A 21,464-nucleotide genomic window follows, 5' to 3' on the forward strand; every position below is an offset into this window, starting at 1 on the left:
TTATTCCTCTTCTTTTACTAATTCATTATTTTCTAAATATTCTTTAACTAAAGCGTCTGTTTTCCTAAATGCTTCAACAATATATTCAGGATTTTCATGTGCTAAATTTACTAAGTAATTTTTATCTTCCAGATCATATTTATAATTTAATCCTATTTCTTTACCAGTTATCATTTTAATAAGTCCTATAAATAATATTCTATTTAATTTATCTAATTTTTTTCTACAAAGAAATTTTCAAGATTATCTTTTCTTAGATTATATTTTTTTCTTTCATTACTTATTAATCCCAAATCTTCAGCTAAATTATATACTGCATCTTTTTCTTCAATTTGATCTATATTATATTGATTATAATATCTATAACTTAATTTACCAGTTTCTTCATCAACAACTTTAAAATATTCTGTGATTACAGGCAATGCTTTTTTCATTTCACCTTTAACTTCCACCATTTTAATAGTTAGATCATTATTTTCAATATCTTGTTCTGACAAATAAATTCCTTTTTCAAAATCATTTTTAAGCATATGAGCCATAAATTTCAATTTATTATTTGAACTATATTTTTCAATATTTTCAACTTTAGTTAATGAAAAAATTCTATTTATATTTATAGCTAAAATCTCTATCATTACATTTCTATTTAATACTACTACATCTCTTGATTTCATTTTTTTATTTTCCATATTTATTCACCTATCTTATTATTATTTCAACCCTTCTATTTAAATTATTTTCTTTAACTGATACTATAGAATTAAATCCATTAGATTTCACATATTTAACTTTAATTCCTTTTGATGCTAGATAGTCTTTAACACCGTTAGCTCTATTCAATCCTAAAGTTAAATTTAAATTGTTATTACCTTCCAGATCTGCATATCCTATAACTTCTACTTCTTTATCTTTCATAATATCTAATTTAGAATCTATAGTTTTTTTCATTAAATCAGACAATTCATATGATCCTTTAATATATCCATTTATAGTTACAACTTCTCTTTTATTTACATTTTTCTTTAAATCTTCTAGATCAGTTAATCTATCAATTATTTTTATTAAATATGCTTTTATAGCTCCTGTTTCTTGTTCAAGTTTTTCAATTTTTGTGCCATCATCTAAATCCATTCTAATAATATTAGTTGGTTGTGTTTTTGGTGCTGAATTACATGATAATGTAATAAATCCTATTGTTAATATTGTTATTATTTTTTTCATATTTTTCTCCTTTATTTTTGATTTTTTAATTATTTTTGTAAAACAAAAAAGACCAGATTTTACTCTAGTCTTGACTAATTATAATTTTAAAATGACTTTTAATAGCTACAGATATTAATTTTTCAATTAATACTACCCATTCGGATTTCCACTACTAGGAAATATCGATAAGCCTAAACGATATTGTGCTGGTTAGAAAACCTAACTATAACTAATATTTCTGACCCCTTAGCTCTGGGTACGATGGCACAACATCGCAGATCTCATACTTCTTCTTAGTCGTATATTAACACTTTATATTATTTTATTACTAACAGAAGAACAGGAAACTACAAAAACTATTAAAGTCATATATAATATCAATATTTTTTTCATAAATACACCTCTTATTTTATTAACTAAGTATAGAAGATGTTTATTTAACAAGTCAATAAAAATATTATCTATTATTTTATAAATTATTTTCGAAATTTAAAAAGAGTAGACATTATATTATTTAATTTCTAATTTTCTACTCTTTTTAATAATCAAATATTTTTATTATTAAAATAATTTTAATACCAATATTATCTATATACCCTATAATCTATGTTTCTAAATATATTGTCTCTTCCTTCAATTTCAGATAACCATTCTTCATCTATAGTACCATTTTTGAAATCTTCATATATTTTAAATAATCTATAAATATGATCACTAACCTTCTTTTGAGCATATCCAACCATAGTTTTTGTAAACATAATGAATGGCCAACAAGATGTTTGAGCCATAAACAATTCACGTGCTGCTTGATTTAATGCTCTATATTCTATTTCATTTCTAGGTTCATATTGAGAAAGTTCTATCATTTTTTCTGCTGCTTTGTGTAAATGTCTGTAAATATAGTCATTTGAATCATCTACCCAAACGTCATAATAACCATTTGCTCCCCAACTTGACATACTAACATCTACAACTTGATTAACCTTATATTTATCTAAATACTGACTAGGTGTTATACTTTCAAAATTAGATTCTTGTATAGCTCTAAATATATATTCTAAGAATATAGGACCCTCATACCACCAATGTCCATAAAGTTCAGCATCATAAGGTGATACTATTATAGGTTTTCTATATTTCATTTTTTTAGATAAATAGTCTAATTGTAAGCTACGATTGTATACAAAATTATACGCATGAGATATAGCTTTGTTTCTTGCTTCGGTTGGATTATATATTTTTTTGTAATCTCCTTTTTTATCTGTTATAGCATGATACTTAATACCCATATTTCTTCTTACACCATCACTATGTAAAAATGGTTTAATATATTCATAATCTAATTCATATCCAGCATCTTTATGAAATTCTCTATAAGACCCATCACCTGGATATCCAACTTCAGATGACCAAACTTGTTCTGATGATTCTAAATCTCTTGCAAAAGCTGCAACTCCATTATTTGTATAAACTGGAGAATAAACTCCATAAACTGGTCTTGGATTAGCATTTTTAATTCCGTGAGCATCAACTAAAAAATATCTTATACCTTCATCTTTAAGGTATGAATCTTGTCCTTTATAGTATGCACACTCTGCAAGCCAAATTCCTTTTGGTTCACGTCCAAAACTATTTATATAGTCAAGTTTTGCCATTTTAACTTGTGCTTTTACTGCATTTGGATAATCTTTCATCATAGGCAGCATACCATGAGTAGCTGTAACCGGTATAATTTCAAGGCATCCAAGATCTTGATAATATCTAAATCTCTTGATTAAATCTTTGTTATGATAAATATAGTAATCTCTTGCACTCGTATATACTTGATAATTATGTTTAGCAACTTCTAACATTTCTGGATCATTTTGTAGTCTTTCTAACTCTAAAGAACAAAATTCAACCATTTTATTCATGTGATTCAAATATCTATTCTGCAACAATTCATCTTGTAACATATTAGATAAAGTCCCAGAAATTGTCATAGTTATATTAAACTTAACTCTATCTCTTGTAAGATTTTCAAACATTTTTAAAAGAGGAATATATGTTTCAGTAATAGCCTCATATAACCAGTCTTCTTCTAAAAATTCTTCATACTCAGGATGCCTAACATAAGGCAAATGTGCATGTAACACTATACTTAAATAACCATTCACTTTAATCACTCCCAAATCTTCTCATAACTATTGCATCACTATTATCTAAATAATATTTTTTTCTTCTAGCTAGTTCTATAAAATTATTTTTTTTATATAACTTTATAGCATTTATATTATTTTCAGAAACTTCCAAAAAAATATCCATATCACTAGGTAATTTATCAATTAATTTATTAGCATAACCTTTATTTCTATAGTTTTCATCAACAACTATCTCAAAAAGTTCATAGCAATCAATTGCATTGTATATAATAGAATATGCAACAATTTTATTTTCTTCCCATATTACATCTATATTATACCTCGAATTTTCAAAAATGTGATAAAAATCTAAATATTTTTTTTTATCTAGAAAATATAAATTGTGCATACTCAATATTTGTTTTACTATTTCTTCATTAATTTGTTTCATCTTTAATTTTTCCAAATCTATTAAAAGGATACCATCTAACTAATAACTTACCTGCAATTCTAGACTCTTTTACATATCCAAAGAATCTAGAATCATTACTATTATCCGTATTATCTCCCATAGCCATATAGTAATTATCAGATAAAGTAATTTCTTCACCATTTAATAATCTTGTCATTAATTTACTATCATATTTGAAATCTAAAATAGGTAATACTAGTTTATTTTCCTGACCCTCTACAGCCATTACATAACTATATCTATATTTTATTAAATTAGCATCTTTTGCTAAAGATGGTATTTGATCAGGTGTTTTTGAATTAAATATACCGAAAATATATTTATAAACACTAGTATCTATATTTTTTGATAAAAAGTCTTGAGTTGTTAATAAACTAGGTTTACCACTTTCCATATCAAGCGCAACAATACTTGATATTTTAACTTTATCTCCTTTTTTAGGTATATATACTTCAGGATTTCCAAACATTTGAACTAAACCTAAAACTGAATATCTTCTTCCTAAATTAGAATCTACTCCATCTAAAAATATATGTTCTGTATTTTCATCTATTTTAAATGTCTGACCTGATGATCCTGTTATCCTTTTAGTATAAAGTGTTGAATTATCCAAAGGTTCTCTAAATGATATTATATCTCCTACTTTAGGCGAACTAAATTTATATATCATATTATTTGAAAATATTCTATCTCCTACTAGTATAGTTTTTTCCATAGATCCTGTAGGTATAACATAATTACCAAAGTAATAAGTTTGGATTATTAAAACTAATATTACTAAATAAATTGAATTAAATATTTTTCTAAATTTAATATTAATTTCTCTTCTATCATGTATCATTAATAATAAAGAAAATATTATTGATAATAAACATATTCTAAAAAAATATGTGTCATCTACGCCAAACATAGATTTAGCAAAAACTAAAGCTATTAAATTAACAATTATATTTAAATGATAGATATTTTTATCAAAAAATATCATACCATAAACAATAAAGTTCATGATAAGTATTGGTAACATTATATAATTTTTTAAAGGAAGGATATTATCAACTGTAAAATCAACTTTAGTTGCAAGTACTCCTAAAATTAAGATAGTCATTAAACTAATTGCATATATTACTTTATTACTCTTTATATCTCCCTTTGACAAATTAGTTTTTTCAGTAAATTTATCTGCCAATAAATCAATTTTTGAAACTACGTATTTTTCTTTAATAAAATATGAAAACAACATAATTCCAGTAATTATATATATTAATATATTTATTATAAAACTCATATATCCTCCCATTTTTTATAATTTATAAAAAAGAGGTGTTAAAATTCAACACCTTTTACAGTGAAACCTTAGTATAAAAGGTGATTCACTATTTCTTAGTTAGAAAATAATATTTTTGAAAGTCTAGCACTTAAATTATCTTTATTTTCAAGTAAAATCTTTTTAACTTGATCTTCATTTTTACCTTTTAATGTTTTCATAGCTTTTGTGCTTACTCTAACTTTAACTTCTTGACCGTCAATTATTAATTTCATAGTTTGTAAATTTGGTCTCCAGATTCTCTTAGTTGCTCTATTTGAGTGACTCACTAAGTTACCGTGACCTACTTTTTTTCCAAATACTTCACATACTTGCATGTCTACACCTCCTAGTTCACTTTTCTAGATTTAAATTATATCACAGTTTCTATAATTATTCAAGTATTAAACTTGACAAATTTTGGAAAATTTTTTTCTCATATTCTTCTTCCATTTCAAAATCAAAATTTTGAAGATTTTCTTTATCAATTATTAGATAAGCCGCAAACTTATTCGCTTCTTTTTCCATTCTACTTGCATATCCTAGAAAATTGTCTCTAATATCTATTAATTCGTCATAATGATCTTTATGTAAAAAATAATGTCCTAACTCATGAGCTAAAACCATTTTAGTCATAAATTCACTTAAATTTTCATTTAATGCTATAAAAGATTTCCCATCTATTTCTCTAAAAAATCCTCTAATTTCTCCCATTTCTTTATACATAATATTAATTCCATATTTTTTAGCAATAATATGAGGATCACGAGTTCTATAAGTATCCACAATATCATCAACTATTTCTTTTATTTCTTTCATAATTATTTACCAAATTTAGCTTCATAAAACATTTCGCTTAAAACTTCTAATAATTTCTTTTTATCCTCTTCAGAAACATTTTCATTATTAAAGAATAAAGCACTCTTTTTAACAACATCATCATATTCAGCTTTTTCTTCTATATTAGCCCCTGCTAAATTTAATATATTTATCTTATCTAATCCATAAACTTCAGATAAAGTAGCTAAAACTTTTATAGGTGCTTTAGTATTTTCATCATCTTCTATTCTTTTAATATTAGTGTGTGCATAGCTAACACCTCTTTCATTCAACTTAGCTTCAACTTCTCTAAGTGAGTATCCTTTTCTTTCCCTTGCAATTTTAAGGGTTTGACCTAATTCCATATTTCCTCCAAATTCAGTATTATTTATATAACATATTATAACATTTAAGTGACTAAAATACAAGTTTTTTTTATTTTTTTAAAAAATAGTTGCATTTTCATAACAAATATGTTATATTATTACTACAGAAGATGACAAGGGGTGATTTTATGACTAAAGAACTTAAAAAAGAAAGAAAACTAAATCTAAATATATTAATAAATATTTCAAAAATAATACTATCAATTATTACAGTATTAACAGCATCAACACTTGCTTCTAAAGGGATTTCATTTATGAATTTTGTATTTTTATTTTCTATACTTATTATAGAAATTTACTCTTTATTAGTTATGTATGAATTTTAGTTTTTCCTAATAATTAATTATTTATATTTTATCAAAAAAATACAAGTATAGGTTTTATTATGCTTGTATTTTTTAGTAAAATAAAAAACCTAGAACTTCTAGGCTTTTTATATAATTTATTTTCTGATTTCTTTAATACGTGCAGCTTTACCAGAAAGACCTCTTAAGTAATAAAGTTTAGATCTTCTTACTTTACCAATCTTCTTAACTTCAATTTTGTCAATTAATGGTGAGTTGATTGGAATAATTCTTTCTACTCCAACACCTGAAGATACTTTTCTTACAGTGAAGCTTTTTTGAATGCTTCCTCCTGATACTCTTATTACAAGTCCTTCAAAAACCTGTATTCTAGTTTTGTTACCTTCTTTTACTGTATAGTGAACAGCAACTGTATCCCCTGCTTTAAAGCTAGGTAATTCACTCTTAAGGTATTCTTTTTCTACTAATTCGATTAATTTCTCTTTCAAGAAATCCACATCCTTTCTCTAAAACATTCATATCATCTCAGCATAGCTTCATTGATGAAAGCGGAATATTCGTTTATTACCTTAATATATTACAGTTTTTTATGTTATTTGTCAAGGGATTTTATATAAAATTATTCTAATTCTTTTATCAATTGATATCCAAAATTAATATTATATTTTTTATATTTCTTATCAAATATTTCTAAACCTCCATTTAAGAATAATCTATGAGATTTATTAATATATATGTCACCACCTAAATTTAAAATAAAAGCAACATCATACAATCTATTTACTCTAGTAAATCTATCCCTATCTTTAAATTTAAATGTAAACTTATTTTCTAAATTCATTTTTTTATCTACACCTACTTCTAAATACGCATTATATATATTATTATTTTCTTTTTCAATCCCTAATTTTATATTCCCACCCAAATCATACTTAAAATTATTTTTAATGTCCACATCTGTATTATTAAATTTTAAAGTTGTTCCTACATCATACAAATATATCATTTTTATACTTGGTTCAACATAAAATATATCGCCTAATTCTTGTTTATATCCTAATTTAACACCCCCTACTATAAAATGATTTTTATAATTTTCTCTTGTTCCAAAACTATATTCATTTGAAGTATTTATATAAATATTCTTTTCAGAAAATTTTCCATTTAAGGATAAACCAGTATTTAAATTATTTAAATTATAATCTAACTTATCATATTCATACTCACCATACAAACCTAATCCTATTTTATTATTATCACTATAAATTATTTTTTCACCTAAAACAAAAATATTATTTAATATTTTTTTATTTGAATCTACAGATAAATCATTTAGTACTTTAAAACCCGCAAACTTTTTATCTTCAGTTAAATCTTCTAAAAAAATTTCACTAGATCCAACTTTTTTTCCTAATAAATATTCATTATTAATTTTATTATTCATTTTATCTACTCTATTTTCAATATTTTCAAGATAAATTTCTAAATTTTTCCTTGCTTGTTTATCTAATTTTATAAATTCTAGATTTATTCTATCTACTTCTACTTCTTTACTATTCATAGAAAATAATAAACTCGAACAAATAAAGCTAAAAATAAATAAACAAAAATTATATAACCTCATTTAATCTCCCCTTCTTCTATCAAAGGATAATTATTTGGCCAATATATCCCATTAATTTTCATAAATCCACCCCTAATTGGAATCTTACTTTTTATATTGTACTTACTATACTTAATTTTTCCCCCTTGATTTCCTCCCAAACATATATACTGTTTTTTATTACTGGTAATATCAGTTATAAAGGTTACATGACCATGACCAGTTTTTTCTCCTTTATTGTTATAGCTACTTAAAACTAATATAGAGCCATAATAAGGCTTATCAATTTTCTTTAGAAAATAGCACATTTCTTGTGAAGACGCACAAGTTTTATCACTTACTCCGGAATTTTTTAAAACCCAATTTGCAAAAGATGCACACCAAGCAGTTTTATAATCTGCATTTATTCCTCCACCAACTTTATGATATTCTCTTATTCTGCTATTATTTGATCTATTTAAAGAAAAATTATTATACTCTTCTAACAAAACTTTCATCCAAATAGGTCTTCCTTTATTAACTCTATTCAAACTTTCTGAATAAATTTTATCTATACTAGTTGCATTTTTCAGATACTCTTCTAATAGTTCTTTACCTGTCAGATTTGTTTTATATTTATTATATAATTTTTTACCTAATCCACTAGAACTAGAATCTTTAATAAAACTCATAAAATAATTTTTTATAACCTCACCTATATCTGAAATATTATAAATTTTTTTATTTTTATTATAGTATATTACTACAGAATAATTTTTCAAAAGATTTAATTCATCAAATTTCGGTTTAAGATTAATTTCAAATATTTTTTTTGTTTCTTCTATAAAATTATTTAAACTTAATTTATATAAATTAGAATTATCAAGAGATAAAAATAAATACTGTTTTATCATTAAATTCAAAAATAATTTATTTATCATAAAAACAGCTTCTTCTTTTGTTTTATATGGAGAAAATTCTTTATTATCTTTTACTTTATCATAAGAAACATTAATAGAACTTTTATAACTTTTATTTTCATAATTTTCTATAGTTAAGATACCACCATAAGCACAAAAGTTTTTAGCTCCTGCTAGTAACGTAGAATTATTTTTAATTTTTATATTAGAATTTGTTATCCAATTTGACACTATTTTAGGATTACAAACTTTACAGACACTACAACTCTGAAAAGGAATAATACCTTTATCATTTTCACATACTATCTTATTTCCATTTATATGACATTTAGAACTTAGATTAATAAACTTTGATAAACCTATACCTAAACTACATTTTAAACTTGAATTTTCTGTAACTATATTTTCAAAATCTTTAGCTAAACTATCTTCATGTTCATAAAATGATGTATAAAAATTAGAAATTGATTCTATATGTTTTAATTTACAAAAACTTCTTAATGATAGTAAATTTGGAAATAAGCTAATTAGTTTACTTTTATCTTCTGTTTTAGTATTTACCCTTACATATTGATCATAATCTTTATCTATTAGACTTGATATATTTAAAAGTAACTTTTCTCTATTATTTATTTTATTTTTTAATAAATAACATATTAAGATAGTAATATTTAATTGGCTACCCATATTTTCAAAAATTAGATAGTCATTTTCATTCATCCCATCAACTAATTCATCCCAATAAATTATATTTAATCTAACAATATTAAGATCTTTTACAACAACTCCATCAAAATAGTTACCCTTAAATTTTATTCTATTTTTTATATACTCTATCAATATATTATCTAAGACTCTTCTTAATCTGGGATATTTTCTTATACCTTTACTATCTAAACTATAACTTTCTTTTACTAAATTTTTAAGTTTAATGTAATCTAATATTCTTTTATCTCCTTTAACCTTGATATCATCTATATCCTTATCACCATATTCTAGATAATTATAATCTGTTAAATCAATCTTATATTCTATATTATTATGTCGAAGATTATCATTTATAAAATTAGAAACTTTAGATAAAAAGATATTTTTAGTTAAATTAAGCGTTTTCTTCACTAAACTTTCTTTAATATATCTACAAGAAAATTTTTTCAAACTTTTTTCTATAGAATATAGATCATCCTTAGTATTATTTTTTAAAGATAAATACAGAATATCTTCAAAACTAATACTTTCTTGATGTTTTTCTACATTTCTAAATTCATCAAAATTCTTTTGACTTATAATATTTCCTAAACCATTAGAACTATTCTTTGTTTCATTTTCATTTTCCTTAATAAAACTATTTATATTCTCTTTATTAATACTTTCAATTTTCCTATTGGTTGTATCTTCTATATATTTACCTGGATTATCCTTATATTCTTTTGAATTATATTTTTCTTTTAATTTTTCATCAATTTCGGGATTTCTTTTTAAAATGTATTTTTTATTATCACCATTATTCATATACTCTTCATTTGATTTATTATCCTTAATTTCATTATAGTTATAATCTTTATATTCATTATTTTGACTATTATTAATATTTTTTTTATCTTTAGGATTAATATATTCTATAATCTTATCTACTAATCCAAGTTCTTTTAATTTTGATATAATATCATTAAATGAAATATTACTTTCTTGTCCTATAAATTCTTCCTTAGATTTTTCATCTATCTTATCTAAAAATTCTTTATCCTTATTATTATTTTCAGGAAATACTATTTTATCATTTGACTTTATATTAAATATCTCTTTCAAATCAAAATCTTTAAATAATTCAAAATAAAAAGTTATAGGTATTCCTTTATTATCTATAGGAATATATGTTTTATTTTTAAGAAATTCTCTTACTATCCTAGAACCTAATACATGTGATGCTCCTAGTATGGATCCTAAACTTATACTTAAACTTTTTGATCTATAATCACCTATATTACAAAAATTTAAGTTATTACTAAATTTATCCTTTATATTTTCCCATTCAAAATTAGTTATACTATCACTATAATTCATATTAGGTTCTATATAAAACATCATATTTTCAAATTCATTAATTAGATCATTTATTTCATTAATTAATATATCTTTATGATACTTTATAACTAATTCATCCTGTTCCATATGACCTTCGTTTGTAAATAAAATATAGTCAAAATCTATATTATAATTTAATTTTTCTAATAATTCTTTACTCATTCTATATCTTCCAATAGTTTTATCATCATTATTATAATTAGATTCTAAAAATACATCTGCAAGTACATCATAAAATTTTTTTACTTTATCAGTAATTTCCTTTTCTTCAAATTTATCAATTAACACAACTTCCCCTAATCATTATGTATATTTTTACCTTTTAAAAATAAGTCTTTATTACTTATTAACTTTATATTATCTTTTATACTTTTAATTTTTATTTCATCACCATATATACTAAAATCAGTTTTAGATTCTAATGCTATATATTTTTCTGAAGCAACTGCAAATGCTTCTTTTGACTTTAAAAAAATATTTTTTGATAATAAACTAATATTTTGTGAATTAAAATCAATTTTATTATTTGTTGATATTAGTAAATTATCATTTTCTAATTTAAATTCAAAATTTTTACTTATATAATTTCTAGTACTTCCATCATTAAATCTATCACTTTCTTCATTTTCAATAGACCAAGAAACTTTAACATCTTTTTCATCATCTCCATAAAAAATAACATCTACTACATCATTTATTTCAGGTGTAGGAAATAATCCTGTATTTGACTTAGAATAAAATGTTTTATAAGGAATTGCTATATTGTTTAAATTTTTAGTTTGATCTCCTTTATTTCTTTTATTAAGTCCATATTCAAAATCAACTTCCATATATGCTTTACCATTTTTATTAACTAATTTTAAAACTCTAGCTTCTATTGAACTTCCTCTTATATTTGAGTTAATAATATATTCTATATCAATATTAAAAGCTTTAACAATTTCTAAATTATTTATTATGGTATTCCTTTCCTTTTTTAATATAGATGATATTATTATATATTCTTCATTATCTAATGTCATATAATTTCCTGGTCTATAAAATTCATATACTCCTATTTGAATGAATTTGATACTATTTCTATATATAACCCTTTTATACAACATTTTCTTTTACACTTTCTACATTGTATATATTATCACTACCAAATAGTATAACTCCTTCTGTTGTTATAAATATAGGTTCTCCTATATAAGAAGAAATTCTAACTAAAAATTTCCAATCAGTTTCATTTTGATAAAATATCTTATCTATTTTTTTATCAAATGACTTAGAAATATGATAATTTATTCCTCTGTTTTTCAAAATATCTTCCACTATTGTTTTATAACTAATATTTGTATCTTGATATATTCTATTTTTACATTCTTCATCTAATACATATGTACTATCTATAGCTTCAATTCTCAATACAACCCTTGTATCACTCAAGTTTTCACAAATAACTTCTTTTATAATACCTTGAAATATATTTTGTTCCTTATTTTTAATTTCAAATTTAATATTTTTTTGACATAAATTATTTTCTAATTTTTTAAACTCACTACTTTCAATCTCAAAAATCCCCAATAAATTTGTTCTCATATTATATTTTGCTCTTATTTCAAGTTCTAAAATTTCTAATCCCTTTAATTCAAGACCATTTAAAATTACAAAGATATTTTTATTTAGCATTTTATTCAACTCCCTTTATTATTATTTTAGAATCTGAACTATAATATTTTTGTTTAAGAGACACTTTATAAATACCGATATCATATTTAGAACTTATATCCTGTGAAATATAGTCAATAAACATATCTTTAAAAATCATATTAAGTTTATCTGTTTCACTTAAATTTAGTTCTAAATCTAAATCTCTAAAATCTTCTTCAGTTGAATTAAGCCATGAAATCATTTCTTTTATTTTTTTCTTACTCGATAATCTTTGTTGAGCATCTCTTGGATCATTTAAAAATTTAATTTCTAGACTTATCGTCAACTCATTTCTCCCTTTCACTAAGTTATCATCTGTAGGATTAAAAGAATACTTTATATTTTCTAATTCAAATTCTTCAAAATCCATTTTATTTTTGTTACCTTTAATAGTAACTCTATACCCAAATATATTAATCCCTCCTTTTAAAATGAAACACAAGAATCTAATTTACTAACATACTTGTGACCTATTACTAAAAAATGTTTTCCCCAATATATCTTTAAATTACCTCCTTCCTTTAAAAATATTTTTTTTATATATTTTAATGCCATTGATTTTTCACTATCTTTACTATACGGAGTGTAAATAATCAAGTCATTTCTATATAAATCACGATAAAGAATGTGTTCTTCAAAAATTTCAGCAATTAAATTTTTTAGAACATAATCTATATTTTTACAAATTTTATACTTTAATATATATTTGGCTATAATATATCTATATTCCCCTTTAATATCATTTTCTTTAGATATATTTTCATAAATTAATTCAAAAATAGGTTTATTTATTCTAAGTTCCATAGATGAAGCTAATATAAATACTATTTTTTTCTCATATTCTGTTAATTTTTCTATATTTATAAATTTAAAATAATCAGGATTAATACAACATTCTAACTTGCTACAATCATTTATATAGGCTGATGTTATTTCTAAATAACCATTATATTTATCTGTATATATTTTAAATTCTTCTAATAACTTTTTATACCCTTTTTCTATACCGTATTCTTTTATATTTTCAAATAAGACAAACCAAACTGCATTATAAAAATACGGAATTTTATTACTAATATTTTTCATATTACCACCCTTATAACATAATCTTTATATATTTCTTCAATAACTTGTTTTAAATAATATAATCTATCAAATTTATAATTATCATCTTTTAAAATCTTAACTCTTATATATTTCCTTTCTTTCATGCTATCTATTTCTTTAAAAGACAAATAATTATCATAATGATTATTTATATCAATTATTTCTATATTATTATTCAAAAATCTACTAGATTTAATAAGTTTTTCTATATTGTTAACATTAAAAATATTAGTAAAATATCTTAATTCTATCATATTTGTAAATTCAACATCTTGATTTAAACATTCAAGTATTTTATAAAAATTCCATATTTTTTTATTTGCCTCTTTAGAGTAAATATATATTTTTTCTTCACTTAATTGTAGGCCAAAAATATATTTTTCTTCTTCGCATACTAAATATTTTTCACTATTTTTCAAATTAAAACTATATTCATAATATATATTATTTTCAGTAGCTTTAATAACAGAGTTTGAAATAAGTGAAGTTTTTTTTATATTCCAATAAATATACTTATCAACAAATATATTTTCACTATATTCTTCAAAATTATATTCAAATATACAATTTTTTATATATTTAATATCATTAAGACTAATTTCATCACTAATTGATAAAAGTTTTATTCTATACATATGTTCAAATATATATAGTGGAAAATATGTTAACTCTATATTATTTAATATGCAAATATCTTTAAGTTTTTCTAATTCATCAGTATATCTTATATCTTTTTCTAAAGTAAATTGAAAATTATACTTAAAATCATCTATATAAACATATCCTTCAAATACTCTATTTTTTATCTTTTCTCTATCAAAATAATCTAAATTAACAAATACATCATTTAAAAATTCTATCTCTTCTTCATACATAAATTTTTCTATAACATTTGAAAAATTATTATTTATAAAATTTGACTGCTCAATCTTTAAATATATATTTATATTATTATTTTTCATTAGCAAATTAATTTTATCATTAAGAATATCTTCATATAAATTAATTTTACTATCTATATATTTTTTAATATCATAAAATTCATGATAATCTATTACATTTATAATTTGTTCAGAATTTTCTAAATTTTTATTAGAATTTGATTTAAATATTTTATTCATTTCTTACCACCCCTTATTATTAATAATATACCTTATTTTCTGAAATTGTCAATAGTATTTTTCTTAAGTTTTTAAATTTTAATTAATTGTAATATAATTAAAGTTAAAGTAATTATAAATAAAAAAGAACAACTATTTTTATTGTAAAAAACTTACTAGTTGTTATTATATCAAATTCTAAAAAATAAAGAACTTCAATATCTACTATATAATTTTCATTGTTTCTCTTTATTAATTTTGTTGTTAATAAAAAAGAAGCCCTAAGGCTCCTAGATTATTATAAAGCTTTTACTTTATCTACTAAAGCATTAAATTCAGCTTGGTTGTTTAAAGCAAGTTCAGCTAATACTTTTCTATCTAACTCTATATTTAATTTCTTTAATCCATTCATGAATCTTGAATATGATAATCCTTGTGCACGAGTAGCTGCATTAATTCTTATTATCCATAATTCTCTCATTGTTCTTTTCTTTAATTTTCTATGTTCTGTTGCATAAGCCATAGCTTTTTTAACAGCTTCATTTGCTTTTCTATAATTAGTCTTTATTGACCCTCTGTATCCTTTTGCTTCACTTAAAACTTTTTTATGTCTTTTTCTTCTAACTATTCCAGTTTTTACTCTTGGCATTTTAAATCCTCCTCTTTCTTAATTATCTTCCTTCTTGACCTGCTAATAATCTTGAAGCTTTTCTTGCTGCTCCACCAGTTAATACAGCATCTTCACCTAATCTTTTCTTTCTCTTGTGAGTTTTTTTAGTTAAAATATGACTCTTTCCTGAGTGTTTAACTACAAATTTTCCTGTACCTGTTACTTTAATTCTTTTTTTAGCACCTTTATGTGTTTTCATTTTTGGCATAATGTATCCTCCTCTTATCCTATTTTTTAGGCGAAAGCATCACAAATTTTTGTACTTGCTCTTTACCATATTTTTTTTCAACAATAACTTTTTCTTCGAAGAAATTTGCAAATTCATCTAAAACTTTAACAGCTGAATCTGAATGTAATTTCTCTCTTCCTGATAATCTTAAACTAATTTTTATTTTATAATCTTTTTCTAAGAATTTTTCAATTTGATTAATTTTAGTATCCATATCATGTTTATCTATATGTGGTTTAACTCTTATTTCTTTAATAACAGTATTTTTTTGTTTTTTCTTATTTTCCTTATCTTTCTTTAGTTTTTCATAACGATACTTACCATAGTCCATTATTTTTGCAACTGAAGTTGTGCCGTTATATGACATTTCTACTAAATCAAGATTTTTACTATTAGCTAAATTAATAGCATCTAATACTGACATTATTCCTAATTGTTCACCATTCTCTCCAATTAACCTTACTTCTTTAGCTCTAATTTCATCATTAATTCTAGTATTATCAGACTTATTAGTTCCTTTTATAAAGAACACCTCCTATATTTAATAAATAAAAAAACAAGATTAAATCTTGTTCTCAACATCATAAAACTGGACACAATAAAAAAATCATGTCATATAAATTTAACGATAACCTAACTCATATTAAGATAAACATACTAAAACGTTATGGAAAGGTGAGAACTTAATTCTACTTCTTTTAATTTATTATATTTTAACACATTTCACTAAACTTGTCAATAAAAATGGCGTACCTCGTAGGAGTCGAACCCGCAACCTTCTGATCCGTAGTCAGATGCTCTATCCAATTGAGCTAGAGGTACAAATAAAAATGGCGGACAAGGTGGGATTTGAACCCACGACTCAGGTTTATGCCCGAGTGCTTCCTTAGCAGGGAAGTGTATTCGGCCTCTCTACCACTTATCCGCATCTAATATCTTAGACATATATTATCATATCACATTTTAAGATAGAAGTCAACCATTTTATAAATATTTTTTATTTTAAATTTAGTGTAATAATTCATAATTTAATAATTGCAACATTATATCATGTTCTGCTCCAGCCATAATAGTTCTATCATTTGAATTATTAATTTTATATCTCATTTTATTTCTATATACACTCGTAGAAAAGTCTTTATCTTGAAACTTATACACTAATATAGATTCAACATAATGAACCTCTTGAGTCTTTTTATTTCTTATCATTCTTCCTACTAAATTATTTATTTTATTAATTTCCTCTATTTTTATCATAACTTTCCCCTTTCAAATGTTATGTTTTAATAATTATATCATAAATAAGTAAATAATGGAAATTATATAGAAAAATAATCAATAAAAAATTTTATTGTTTTATTATCAATTACTAATAATAATTTCTAATTAATCAGGACATTTTAGAAACAATTAATAAATTACTATATAGAAAAAGCACCATTTTAGGTGCTTTATTCTATATTCTATTTCCTTCTTCATCAAAGAAGTGTAATGCTTCTGTATCAAATCCAAAATTATGAACTTCTCCTATTTCATAATCATAATATCCAGGCATTGTTATTACTAAATTTGTTCCATCTGTTAATTTAACATATAGTAATTTTTCTTTTCCTAACATTTCAATTACTTCTATAGTAGCTGAGAATCTATTTTCATGTTCTTTACCACTTAAGAATCTTTCAGATCTTATACCTAAAGAAACTTTTTTACCTTCATAGGCTAACAATCTTTCCCTATCTATTTCATTAGCTTTAATTACTACTTCTTCTGAATCAGATATAAAGTGACCATGTCTTATATGTCCTTCCATTACATTCATAGTTGGAGATCCTATGAATTTTGCGACAAATATATTATTTGGTCTGTTATAAAACTCTTCAGGTTTTCCAACTTGTTGTATTATACCATTATTCATCAATACTATTCTTGTTGCCATAGTCATAGCTTCTGTTTGATCATGTGTAACGTAAATAGTTGTAGTATCTAAATTTCTATGAATTTTTACTAATTCTATTCTCATGTGCTCTCTTAATTTAGCATCTAAATTTGATAAAGGTTCATCCATTAGGAATACAGCTGGTTTTCTAACTATAGCACGTCCTAATGCAACCCTTTGTCTTTGTCATCCTGATATATCTGAAGGTTTTGAATATAGATATTTTTCAATTTGTAATACTTTAGCTGCTTCTAATACTCTTTCGTGTATTATTTTCTTATCCATTTTTCTCATTGCTAATGAAAATGCCATATTGTCATAAACTGTCATATGTGGATATAATGCATAGCTTTGGAATACCATTGCAATATTTCTATCTTTTGAAGCAACTTTATTCATTATTTTATCATCAAATAATAATTCTCCTTCTGTAATAGAGTTTAATCCTGCTATCATTCTTAATAAAGTTGATTTACCACATCCTGAAGGACCTAATATAACACAAAAATCCTTACTTTCTATATCTAAATCTATATTTCTTAAAGTAAATTCTTCTCTACCTTCATATTTTTTACCTACATTTTTTAATTCTACTTTCATATATTCTCCTATCCTTTCACTGATCCACTACTTAATCCAGAAACTAATTGTTTTTGTAATATTATAAATAGAATAACTATTGGTATTGCAGTTAATATTCCACCTGCTGCAAACACTGGTTCTAATTTAGTTCTATCATCATTAATTAATGAGAATAAACCAGCAGCCAATGTATATAGTTTTGGATCTGTTAATAAAATTTTAGGTAATAAGAAATCCATAAACGGACCTATAAACGACCAAAGAGCAATAATTGCAAGCATAGGTTTTGCTATAGGCATAATAATTAATCTATATACTTGCATATTAGAACACCCTTCCATTCTTGCTGCCTCATCAAGTTCTGTAGATATAGAGTCTATATACCCTTTTAAAATAAATGTATTTCCAGCTATACCACCTATAGAGTAAATTGATATTAACATAATAGTTCTTGTAAAGAATGGAAATATCGCAACTATGATTGAATGCATAGTATAATATGCTGCAATTCCAGCAAATGCAGGTATTACCTGTATTAACATAATTGCCATAAGTGAGCTTCTTTTCCCTTTAAATCTAAATCTTGAATATACATAACCAGTAAACGATACTATAAATAATGTAAATATAGCTGTAGCACTGGCTATTAATATAGTGTTTATAACCCATCTTACAAATAATGTCTTAGTAAATAATATTCTAAATTGTTTTAATGAAAATACAAAATCTGATCCCATTATTATATATTTATCTTGAGCTCCATTAAATGAAGATGAAACCATTAACACTAAAGGTACTATAATAAGTAAAGCCCATATTATTAAAATTGTATAACTAATTGCAAGACCAACTTTACCAGCAAAATTCAAAGGTGGTTTATCAGATAAGTATAAATTAGTATTTTTATTCTTAGCCATTATTTTTCCTCCTTAAATGCCTTAGAATTTTTAAATCCTATATATGCAAATAGCATTAATCCTAATGATATAAATACTGTTATTGCAGCTCCAACTGATTGATATTGTTTTTCAATAGTTAGTTTATATATATATGATATTAATAAATCTGTACTTCCTGCTAAATTACCATATTTAGTCGGATCAAATGGACCTCCACCATTAAATAGATAAATTATAGAGAAGTTATTAAAGTTAAATGTATATTGCCCTATTAATAATGGTGCTGTTTGGAATAAAACTAAAGGTACTGTTATCTTACTTAATTTTTGCCAAACAGTTGCTCCATCTATATCAGCAGCTTCATATAAATCACTTGGTATACCTTGTAAAACTCCTGTTGAAAGTAAAAATACATATGAACTTCCAAGCCAAGTTTGTAAGAATATTAAAGCTACTCTTGTAAGAGTTGTACTATTTTTGATGGCCCAATTACCTCCAAAAATAAATTCTAATATCTTAGTTATTTGTCCATTACTTGATGACATTATACTAAAGAACATAATTGTAATAAATGCTGGAACAGCCCATGGTAATAAATAAACAGTTCTAAATATTCCTTTACCTTTAATTCTTTCATTATGAGCAAGTAATGCAAGTCCAAATCCTACTGCAATTGCAAGAGTTGTAGCACATAATGTCCAAATCAATGTCCAGATTAAAATCAACCAGAATGGTCCTCCTGCTATTCCTGTTCCTGTAATAAGTAATTTATAGTTTGAAAGACCTACCCAACTAAATTTAGATTGGTGATTAGGATCCATACCTGTAAATGATAATAATATAGTAGTCATTATAGGTAAAATAACTATAAATAGTAATAATATAAATGATCCTATAGAAACTATATATGGGAATCCATCTTCTTTTATTGATTCTATAGTTTCAAAAGTAGTTTTAGGTCTTACCCCTCTAAGTTGAGCTATTTTAACATCTTTTGTATCTTTATATGAAAGATAAGAAATTGTAATTCCTATACAAATTAACATTAAAGAAACTAAACCTTCTATCATAAATATTAATGATTTATCAAGTTTTTTCCCACCTTGAGCTAATGTATATAACCCTCTTATACCTTCACCACGATAATTTCCATATCCTAATGTATAAGGTATAGCTATGAAATATATGAATAAAGCACCTAAGAAGAATAAAGCTGCTTTAAAATATTGTTTATTATGATATTGTCCAAATCCTGGTAAAAGTATAGATAATCTTTGAGGATATTTACTTATACTTTCTATTTCAACAGGTATTTTTCTATATAAATCTGATATATCTTGTTGCAGTATCTTATATTTAGAATCTACCTCAACTGTAGATAAATAATTTAAAACACTTATTCTACTTTTAATTGCTTCACTTGGAATATCTAATTTTAATACTTCAAGTTTATCTTTTAATTCCATTTTTAATTGTTCAATTTGATTTTTTAAAGCTTTTTTTGAAATTAAACCTTCTTTTTCAGAATGTTTCAACTTAACTATTTCTTTTTCTAACTCTTTTTTTAATTCTTCTTTTTTCTTTAAGAACTTACTCACTTTAATATCATTATCTTCTTTAGATAGTACTGAAAGTTTCATATTAAGTTCTTGTTTTTCATTTATTGATTCAGAATATAGTTCAATTATTTCTGGTAATCTTGATAATTTTAAATTATTCTTTTTAAGTTCTAATTCAAAATCATAACTTTTTTCTTCTTTACCATTATAAAATTCTACCTTTTTTTCTGATTCAAATAATTCTAGTCTTAATTTTAATTCATTCTTATCATATTTATTTTTTAGAGATTCTTTTTCCGAAGCCTTAAGTTTTTTTAATGATGTTAAGAATATTTTTTCTTCATCTAATAATTTTTTTAACTCTAAATTATACGCATGAGATGCTCTATTTGTTTTAATACCATCTGCTACATCTTTTAAATAAAGATTTTTTCTAACATGAGGATTATATAAACTGTCATAAACAAAATGATTCATACTTATTCCTCTCTT

The 21,464-nt window shown here is 23.6% G+C and carries 26 protein-coding genes and 2 tRNA genes; 1 reads left to right on the forward strand and 27 read right to left on the reverse strand.

The annotated features are described in order from the left end of the window. From AYC59_RS08145 to AYC59_RS03725, 9 genes are all read right to left on the reverse strand, one after another. Complete coding sequence (locus AYC59_RS08145) at window positions 1-174, reverse strand: hypothetical protein (RefSeq protein ID WP_245620629.1); 174 nt, start codon at window positions 172-174, stop codon at window positions 1-3. A 38-nt stretch (window positions 175-212) separates the two neighbouring features. Continuing rightward, a complete protein-coding gene (locus AYC59_RS03690; protein WP_066895332.1) occupies window positions 213-689 on the reverse strand; it encodes a hypothetical protein in 477 nt (158 codons plus the stop codon). Between the two features lie 10 nt (window positions 690-699). Continuing rightward, on the reverse strand, window positions 700-1,221 hold the full coding sequence (locus AYC59_RS03695; protein WP_066895334.1) for an OmpA family protein: 522 nt from the start codon (window positions 1,219-1,221) through the stop codon (window positions 700-702). Window positions 1,222-1,787: 566 nt separating this feature from the next. Then, entirely contained in the window at window positions 1,788-3,359 is a 1,572-nt protein-coding gene (locus AYC59_RS03700) for a glycoside hydrolase family 57 protein (protein ID WP_066895336.1), read from the reverse strand. 1 nt (window position 3,360) lies between these two features. Continuing rightward, the gene (locus AYC59_RS03705; RefSeq protein WP_066895338.1) at window positions 3,361-3,774 is read right to left on the reverse strand and encodes a GNAT family N-acetyltransferase; all 414 of its coding nucleotides are present in this window, start codon (window positions 3,772-3,774) and stop codon (window positions 3,361-3,363) included. Next, window positions 3,761-5,080: a signal peptidase I gene (lepB, locus tag AYC59_RS03710; protein ID WP_066895340.1), complete on the reverse strand. Its 1,320-nt coding sequence runs from the start codon at window positions 5,078-5,080 to the stop codon at window positions 3,761-3,763. The genes AYC59_RS03705 and lepB overlap by 14 nt, the downstream gene beginning before the upstream one ends. Window positions 5,081-5,175: 95 nt before the next feature. After that, complete coding sequence (gene rpmB, locus AYC59_RS03715) at window positions 5,176-5,436, reverse strand: 50S ribosomal protein L28 (RefSeq protein ID WP_066895342.1); 261 nt, start codon at window positions 5,434-5,436, stop codon at window positions 5,176-5,178. 55 nt (window positions 5,437-5,491) lie between these two features. After that, window positions 5,492-5,917 carry an ImmA/IrrE family metallo-endopeptidase gene (locus AYC59_RS03720; RefSeq protein WP_066895344.1) on the reverse strand — a complete coding sequence of 142 codons (426 nt, stop codon included), beginning with the start codon at window positions 5,915-5,917 and terminating at the stop codon, window positions 5,492-5,494. A gap of 2 nt (window positions 5,918-5,919) precedes the next feature. Continuing rightward, window positions 5,920-6,282, reverse strand: a complete 363-nt coding sequence (locus tag AYC59_RS03725) for a helix-turn-helix domain-containing protein (protein ID WP_066895346.1) — start codon at window positions 6,280-6,282, stop codon at window positions 5,920-5,922. A 149-nt stretch (window positions 6,283-6,431) separates the two neighbouring features. On the opposite strand from AYC59_RS03725, the gene AYC59_RS03730 reads away from it, so the two are divergent. Continuing rightward, on the forward strand, window positions 6,432-6,629 hold the full coding sequence (locus AYC59_RS03730) for a hypothetical protein (RefSeq protein WP_066895348.1): 198 nt from the start codon (window positions 6,432-6,434) through the stop codon (window positions 6,627-6,629). Window positions 6,630-6,745: 116 nt separating this feature from the next. Here the strand turns inward: AYC59_RS03730 and rplS are convergent, their stop codons facing one another. The 18 genes from rplS to AYC59_RS03815 all read right to left on the reverse strand — a co-directional run bounded on the left by rplS (window position 6,746) and on the right by AYC59_RS03815 (window position 21,449). Further along, entirely contained in the window at window positions 6,746-7,096 is a 351-nt protein-coding gene (rplS, locus tag AYC59_RS03735) for a 50S ribosomal protein L19 (protein WP_066895349.1), read from the reverse strand. Between the two features lie 131 nt (window positions 7,097-7,227). Then, a complete protein-coding gene (locus tag AYC59_RS03740) occupies window positions 7,228-8,169 on the reverse strand; it encodes an autotransporter outer membrane beta-barrel domain-containing protein (RefSeq protein WP_169792221.1) in 942 nt (313 codons plus the stop codon). Between the two features lie 59 nt (window positions 8,170-8,228). Then, entirely contained in the window at window positions 8,229-11,483 is a 3,255-nt protein-coding gene (locus AYC59_RS03745) for a PAAR-like protein (RefSeq protein ID WP_066895351.1), read from the reverse strand. A gap of 8 nt (window positions 11,484-11,491) precedes the next feature. Further along, complete coding sequence (locus AYC59_RS03750; RefSeq protein ID WP_156445473.1) at window positions 11,492-12,217, reverse strand: hypothetical protein; 726 nt, start codon at window positions 12,215-12,217, stop codon at window positions 11,492-11,494. 73 nt (window positions 12,218-12,290) lie between these two features. Next, entirely contained in the window at window positions 12,291-12,869 is a 579-nt protein-coding gene (locus AYC59_RS03755) for a hypothetical protein (protein ID WP_066895354.1), read from the reverse strand. 1 nt (window position 12,870) lies between these two features. Next, the gene (locus AYC59_RS03760) at window positions 12,871-13,260 is read right to left on the reverse strand and encodes a hypothetical protein (RefSeq protein WP_156445474.1); all 390 of its coding nucleotides are present in this window, start codon (window positions 13,258-13,260) and stop codon (window positions 12,871-12,873) included. A 56-nt stretch (window positions 13,261-13,316) separates the two neighbouring features. Continuing rightward, a complete protein-coding gene (locus AYC59_RS03765) occupies window positions 13,317-13,976 on the reverse strand; it encodes a hypothetical protein (RefSeq protein ID WP_066895358.1) in 660 nt (219 codons plus the stop codon). After that, on the reverse strand, window positions 13,973-15,118 hold the full coding sequence (locus AYC59_RS03770; RefSeq protein WP_066895360.1) for a hypothetical protein: 1,146 nt from the start codon (window positions 15,116-15,118) through the stop codon (window positions 13,973-13,975). Before AYC59_RS03770 ends, AYC59_RS03765 begins: the two co-directional genes overlap by 4 nt. 277 nt (window positions 15,119-15,395) lie before the next feature. Next, window positions 15,396-15,746: a 50S ribosomal protein L20 gene (rplT, locus tag AYC59_RS03775; RefSeq protein ID WP_066895362.1), complete on the reverse strand. Its 351-nt coding sequence runs from the start codon at window positions 15,744-15,746 to the stop codon at window positions 15,396-15,398. A 22-nt stretch (window positions 15,747-15,768) separates the two neighbouring features. Further along, window positions 15,769-15,975 carry a 50S ribosomal protein L35 gene (gene rpmI, locus AYC59_RS03780; protein ID WP_066895364.1) on the reverse strand — a complete coding sequence of 69 codons (207 nt, stop codon included), beginning with the start codon at window positions 15,973-15,975 and terminating at the stop codon, window positions 15,769-15,771. A gap of 19 nt (window positions 15,976-15,994) precedes the next feature. Continuing rightward, entirely contained in the window at window positions 15,995-16,528 is a 534-nt protein-coding gene (infC, locus tag AYC59_RS03785) for a translation initiation factor IF-3 (protein ID WP_066895366.1), read from the reverse strand. Between the two features lie 213 nt (window positions 16,529-16,741). Further along, window positions 16,742-16,818 (reverse strand) — tRNA-Arg (locus AYC59_RS03790). A gap of 9 nt (window positions 16,819-16,827) precedes the next feature. Beyond that, window positions 16,828-16,921 (reverse strand) — tRNA-Ser (locus AYC59_RS03795). 83 nt (window positions 16,922-17,004) lie between these two features. Further along, a complete protein-coding gene (locus AYC59_RS03800) occupies window positions 17,005-17,253 on the reverse strand; it encodes a hypothetical protein (RefSeq protein ID WP_066895368.1) in 249 nt (82 codons plus the stop codon). A 199-nt stretch (window positions 17,254-17,452) separates the two neighbouring features. Beyond that, a complete protein-coding gene (locus AYC59_RS08150) occupies window positions 17,453-18,061 on the reverse strand; it encodes an ABC transporter ATP-binding protein (RefSeq protein WP_245620631.1) in 609 nt (202 codons plus the stop codon). 57 nt (window positions 18,062-18,118) lie between these two features. Then, entirely contained in the window at window positions 18,119-18,532 is a 414-nt protein-coding gene (locus tag AYC59_RS08155; protein ID WP_245620633.1) for an ABC transporter ATP-binding protein, read from the reverse strand. Between the two features lie 8 nt (window positions 18,533-18,540). Further along, complete coding sequence (locus AYC59_RS03810) at window positions 18,541-19,431, reverse strand: sugar ABC transporter permease (protein WP_066895370.1); 891 nt, start codon at window positions 19,429-19,431, stop codon at window positions 18,541-18,543. After that, window positions 19,431-21,449: an ABC transporter permease subunit gene (locus AYC59_RS03815; RefSeq protein WP_211260005.1), complete on the reverse strand. Its 2,019-nt coding sequence runs from the start codon at window positions 21,447-21,449 to the stop codon at window positions 19,431-19,433. The genes AYC59_RS03810 and AYC59_RS03815 overlap by 1 nt, the downstream gene beginning before the upstream one ends. Window positions 21,450-21,464 lie beyond the last annotated feature (15 nt).

It is taken from the genome of Pseudostreptobacillus hongkongensis (assembly GCF_001559795.1).
Classification (GTDB): Bacteria; Fusobacteriota; Fusobacteriia; order Fusobacteriales; family Leptotrichiaceae; genus Pseudostreptobacillus; species Pseudostreptobacillus hongkongensis.